This is a genomic window from Exiguobacterium sp. SH5S4 (assembly GCF_004337045.1).
Taxonomy (GTDB): Bacteria; Bacillota; Bacilli; order Exiguobacteriales; family Exiguobacteriaceae; genus Exiguobacterium; species Exiguobacterium aurantiacum_A.
The window spans coordinates 1-4,763 of sequence record NZ_SJUQ01000049.1 but is presented as its reverse complement, the minus strand read 5'-3'; the positions used below and the strand labels follow the sequence as shown (position 1 = coordinate 4,763).

The 4,763-nt window shown below is 50.7% G+C and carries 7 protein-coding genes; 2 read left to right on the top strand and 5 right to left on the bottom strand.

Translation table 11 applies throughout. From position 1 onward, the window contains the following. Nucleotides 1–136: 136 nt before the first annotated feature. Complete coding sequence (locus tag EVJ32_RS15795; RefSeq protein WP_070329160.1) at nt 137–580, bottom strand: hypothetical protein; 444 nt, start codon at nt 578–580, stop codon at nt 137–139. 145 nt (nt 581–725) lie between these two features. Between EVJ32_RS15795 and EVJ32_RS15790 the strand changes: the two genes are divergently transcribed. Further along, nucleotides 726–1,721, top strand: a complete 996-nt coding sequence (locus tag EVJ32_RS15790) for an MDR family oxidoreductase (RefSeq protein WP_131459120.1) — start codon at nt 726–728, stop codon at nt 1,719–1,721. A gap of 56 nt (nt 1,722–1,777) precedes the next feature. Here EVJ32_RS15790 and EVJ32_RS15785 read toward each other — a convergent pair whose 3' ends face one another. The 4 genes from EVJ32_RS15785 to EVJ32_RS15770 form a co-directional block, all read right to left on the bottom strand. Then, nucleotides 1,778–2,122 (bottom strand): YflT domain-containing protein, encoded by a 345-nt coding sequence (locus tag EVJ32_RS15785; protein ID WP_131459119.1) that lies wholly within the window; start codon nt 2,120–2,122, stop codon nt 1,778–1,780. 96 nt (nt 2,123–2,218) lie between these two features. Further along, nucleotides 2,219–3,679: a UDP-N-acetylmuramoyl-L-alanyl-D-glutamate--2,6-diaminopimelate ligase gene (locus EVJ32_RS15780; RefSeq protein ID WP_131459118.1), complete on the bottom strand. Its 1,461-nt coding sequence runs from the start codon at nt 3,677–3,679 to the stop codon at nt 2,219–2,221. Between the two features lie 155 nt (nt 3,680–3,834). Beyond that, nucleotides 3,835–4,035: a helix-hairpin-helix domain-containing protein gene (locus tag EVJ32_RS15775; RefSeq protein WP_131459117.1), complete on the bottom strand. Its 201-nt coding sequence runs from the start codon at nt 4,033–4,035 to the stop codon at nt 3,835–3,837. Continuing rightward, nucleotides 4,032–4,265 carry a hypothetical protein gene (locus EVJ32_RS15770; protein ID WP_131459116.1) on the bottom strand — a complete coding sequence of 78 codons (234 nt, stop codon included), beginning with the start codon at nt 4,263–4,265 and terminating at the stop codon, nt 4,032–4,034. The genes EVJ32_RS15775 and EVJ32_RS15770 overlap by 4 nt, the downstream gene beginning before the upstream one ends. Nucleotides 4,266–4,393: 128 nt before the next feature. Here EVJ32_RS15770 and EVJ32_RS15765 point away from each other — a divergent pair, with 128 nt between their 5' ends. Further along, entirely contained in the window at nt 4,394–4,609 is a 216-nt protein-coding gene (locus tag EVJ32_RS15765) for a zinc-ribbon domain-containing protein (RefSeq protein ID WP_236633483.1), read from the top strand. Nucleotides 4,610–4,763: the final 154 nt, after the last annotated feature.

Here is a 4,763-nt window from a genome sequence, read left to right as displayed (position 1 = left end):
CCTACGGAAGTTCATCGCCGTGGGCATCGGGGGAAGTGCAAAGAAGGGGTCCGGCCACCGAAAATCGGTGACCGGACCCCTCTTTTTATTGAAAAGCTTTAAAACAGGCTAGTTATGTCCCAGCCCCGTTTTGGATTCAGTTTTGGTTATCGGTCTCATCTTCAAAGTCATCATCGGCAAACTCTTCAAAATCGTACTCTTCGAAGTCTGCTTCATCGATAAAGATGTCACGATCATTGACGACGTGAATCGGGCCATTGGCCACATCGATTCGAATCGTCCATGCCCATGGAATGCGCAGTCGGCTATATACGCCCGTCCAGAATTCCATCGATTCTTGCTCGTATCGTTCGAACTCTGTCAGTAACTCTTTAAACGTTACTCCTGACAACTGGAAGTTTGATTCTTGGATTCGCTCGAGCGCGTTATGTGTCGCTTCAAGCTCCGCCGCGCGGACCATCTCTTCGGCAGTCGCCATTTCGAGAATAGTTCCATCTGGTGGCAGAATGTCGTATACGTTGAACAATTCGCCTTCTTCTACTTCTACTTCTTCATCAAACTCATAGTCGTCGTGCCGCATGCTTCATTCCTCCTCACTCTAATTGAATCTACTACATTGTACCATTCCACACCTCGTTATAACGAAACATTCGCGTATATATTTTCCAGAGTGGGGAATGATACAAAGGGAACAGATTTGCCATACAGAAAGGGGCCAATTTACAATGAACGACTCATTTCAAGCACTCGTGCTCGACAAGCGTGATGACCGACTCCATTCCGAGGTGACTGAGGTCGATCTCGACTCACTACCTAAAGAAGAGGACGGCAACGTCCTCGTCGAGGTCCATTATTCGGCACTCAACTACAAAGACGCCCTCGGATTGACCGGATCGGGCAAAATCGTCAGCCATTATCCGTTCATCCCAGGCTGCGAATTCGTCGGGAAAGTCACCGAATCTGATCATCTTGATTTCAAGCCGGGGGACGAAGTCATCGCGACCGGCTTTGGCATCGGTGAGCGTCATTTCGGTGGCTTCAGCCAGTTTGCACAAGTTCCAGGAAATTGGCTCGTAAAATTACCGAAAGGCATGAACATGCGAGATGCCATCACGATCGGGACACCCGGACTGACCGCCATGTTCGCGATTGAGGCACTCGAACACGAAGACGTTCATCCTGGTCAAGAAGTGCTCGTCACGGGAGCATCCGGCGGAGTCGGAAGTTTCTCGATCGCCTTGCTCCATAAACTCGGCTATCATGCCATTGCCTCGACTGGAAAAACAGATTCATCTTATTTAACCGATCTCGGTGCTGAACAGACAATACCACGCAGTGAATTGGAAGGACCCCCCCGACCACTCGCTCGCCAACGGTTCGATGCTGCGATCGACTCGATCGGCGGTAACACGCTCGCGAATATTTTAAGCCAAACCCGATACGAAGGAACCGTCGCCGCTTGTGGACTAGTTGGAGGTCACGAACTTCCTGCGACCGTCTACCCGTTCATCCTGCGAGGCGTCCGTCTCGTCGGCATCGATTCGGTCATGCAGCCGATCGCAAGACGAGTGACAGCGTGGGAGCGTCTACACGAGCTGATCGAACCGCACGTACTCAACCAGATGGTGCACGAGATCCCGCTCCATGACGTCCCGCGTCAAGCCGAGGCGATGATGCGCGGTGAGCTGAGCGGCCGGACCGTCGTCCGCATGAACGGTTAAGCATCAAAAAAGGCTGAATCTGGGGATTCAGCCTTTTTTGATGCTTAATAGTGTCATTATAAAGTGAATCCGGCTGGTGCGTCTTTGACGACAACAATGACTTTGCCTTGGTCAAGCTTTTTCTCGAGTTGGTCAGCTTCCGTCGATGAGAATCCGAGTTGTTCGAACTGAGCCCGTAGCTCGTCTCCTTTTTTGCGGAACACGTTTTTTGCTGCCGTCCCTAAACCAACGTCTGAGGCTGTTACGGTATTCGCTTCTGCGTTTTCCGCCACGCGGTCGGTCCGATCATCATCATGAGTGATGACGTAAATGTTTGAGTCGTCTACTCCTTTTGTCTTCATCGATTGAATGGCGGTCACGACTTCTTCATCATTTGTAAATTCTTTGTACAAAACTGACATGTCTGTTCTCCTCCTTCAATTTACGTTACATAGGAGTTATTGCCGTCTTTTGACATATGTACACATTAAAAAACGATGACAAACGTCATCGTTTTATTAAACGGCCGGTTCTTGGCCTTTTAATTTTCTCAGTTCTTCTAACAAAATATCCGATTCATTGAACGGAATCGCTTCGCTGCCGACACGTTCGACATGGTCGTGCCCTTTTCCGACGACGACGATGCGCTTGCCGTCGAGCGCTTGCACGGCCGCATGGTGCAACGCGTCTCTTCGTGCTTCAAACGTCACATAATGCGTGTCCGTGTCGATCCCTTCGAGCAGCCCATCAATGATCTGCTTCGGATTTTCGGTTCGGACATCATGTACCGTCACAATCAAATCGTCCGAATAGCGGCTCGCGATGCGTCCCATCTCGGCCCGCTTCGTCGGGTCACGGTCTCCGGCCGCGCTCAAGACGACGACGAGCTGCCGCTCCCCTTTTTGTAAAGTGGACAGACATTTTTCAAGCCCGTCCGGTGTATGGGCGTAGTCGATATAAATCTCCGCATCTTCCGTGTCCAGCCGCTCGAGACGACCTTTCGGAAGTGTGAGCCCTGGAACATTATCGATAATCGCGCGAAGCATGAGCTCCGACGTCGAGACGAGACCGATGGCCGCGGCCAAGTTGGCAGCGTTGAACGATCCCATAAAGTGAACAGGCGCTTCGATCGTCATCGCGTTCATTTTGATGCGGACGGTGTGACCTAGCCAGATGACTTGAATATCGGCCGGGACGTCTGCGTGCGTACTGTACATGACTTTCCGCCGTGTCGGTGCGAATGCGGCCATCGTCTCGCTCGCCGGGTCTTCCGCGTTCAAGATGATGGCGTCGCCGTCCGTCGTTTCGACTTGTTCGAATAGACGCGCTTTCGCCCGTGCGTATTCATCCATTGAACGGTGGTAGTCGAGGTGGTCGTGCGTCAAGTTCGTAAACGCCGCTGCATGGAAGCGGACTCCTTCGACGCGCCCTTCCATCATGGCGTGCGACGATACTTCGACGACACAGTCGGTCACCCCGGCATCTGCCATTTCGGCCAAGATTCGGTGCAAGACGACGGCTTCTGGCGTCGTGTTAGGCGTCTTTAACTTCTTATCTTTATAACGGGCTCCAATCGTACTGACAATCCCGACCGGACGTCCTGATAAACGAAATAAATCATATGTTAACGTAGCAGTCGTCGTCTTCCCGTTCGTACCGGTGACGCCGTAAATTCGCATCCGATGGGACGGGTGGTCGTAAAACGCGCTCGCCACCACTCCGGCCGTTCGTTTCGTATCGGCAACGACAATGTTCGGCACCTCGAGGTCAAGCGGAGATTCAGAAATCACCGCGCTCGCTCCTTTAGAGACAGCGTCTTCGGCGAATTCATGTCCGTCCACCGTATAACCACGGATGCAGATAAACAAATTCCCTGGACTGACCTTTCTGGAATCTGTTTCAATTCCGGTCACCCATGGATCACATTCGATATCATCCATCTCATTTCCTAGAATGGCGGATAAATGTTTCGTCCTCATGCTGTGTACTTCCTTTCTCATGGGTGTCGCTAGGTTAACAAACCTTATCGTCATGGTACTAGATTTTAGGCTGCAATAGAGATGACAAATATATTACTTCCCTTTTTCATAGGAAAACATACGTCTAACCAAAAAATTCCTAGCCCATAACGGGACTAGGAATTCATTTCGCTATCCGTGAACCGAAGTCCTTGTTCAGCGAGAGCAATCTCTAACAATCGAAACACACTCGGTCCGACACTATGCATCACGGCGATCTTCATTCTCGGATAAACCGTGAGTTGTTCGAGCGCATCAGTAGAAGCGGAAACGTGCGCGCGTTCTGCCGGCGCCGAACATTTGGAAAGTGGCGTCATCCGACTCCCTCTTCCCCTTCAAATTTCCGGTCGATCGTCGGGAGACAGGCAAGGATGCGCTCGATGCAAAATGTTCGCCGGGCTTGCTTCATGATGTCCCATGCGACCACCCGTTCCCCTTGTAGCTTCATCAACTTGACCCGTCGCTTCGAGATGACCCCATGACGATCCACATACATCAATTCGACGACCCGGCCCATCCGCATCCAACGCGTCACTTCATCCTTCATCCTGTATCCTCCTTTGTTACATTCATTATACAGAACATTTGTTCTTATTTCTAATCTAAAGGTGTACGTTTGAGTAATTTCCCGTATGCTAGAAGAAACGAATCTTTTGTGAAAGGGGTACGCCCGTCATGACATACGTCATGTTGGCCGTTTTGGCCATCTTCTTATTTATTTCCATGATTTTTGCCGCCAAGGCGTTGCCGAACTTGAAAGACGTCTTATTCAACCGCGGAAGCTTGTTCGGTCAAGAGAGCGAGACCGTCACGTGCCCGAACTGTAAACAGACGTTCAAACGGGCACCGGGCAGTAGCCAAACTTGCCCCCACTGCTATCATTCATTTTGACCTAAAACACCCGAAGACCCGCATAAATGATATGCTCCCCAATAGGTAGACAGATGAAATAACAAATCTGTTTATCTGATTGGGGAGTGTTTTTTTATGGCGAGAAGTCGACATTCGATCGAACAAAAACTGAGTGCGCTGCGTATGATGGACG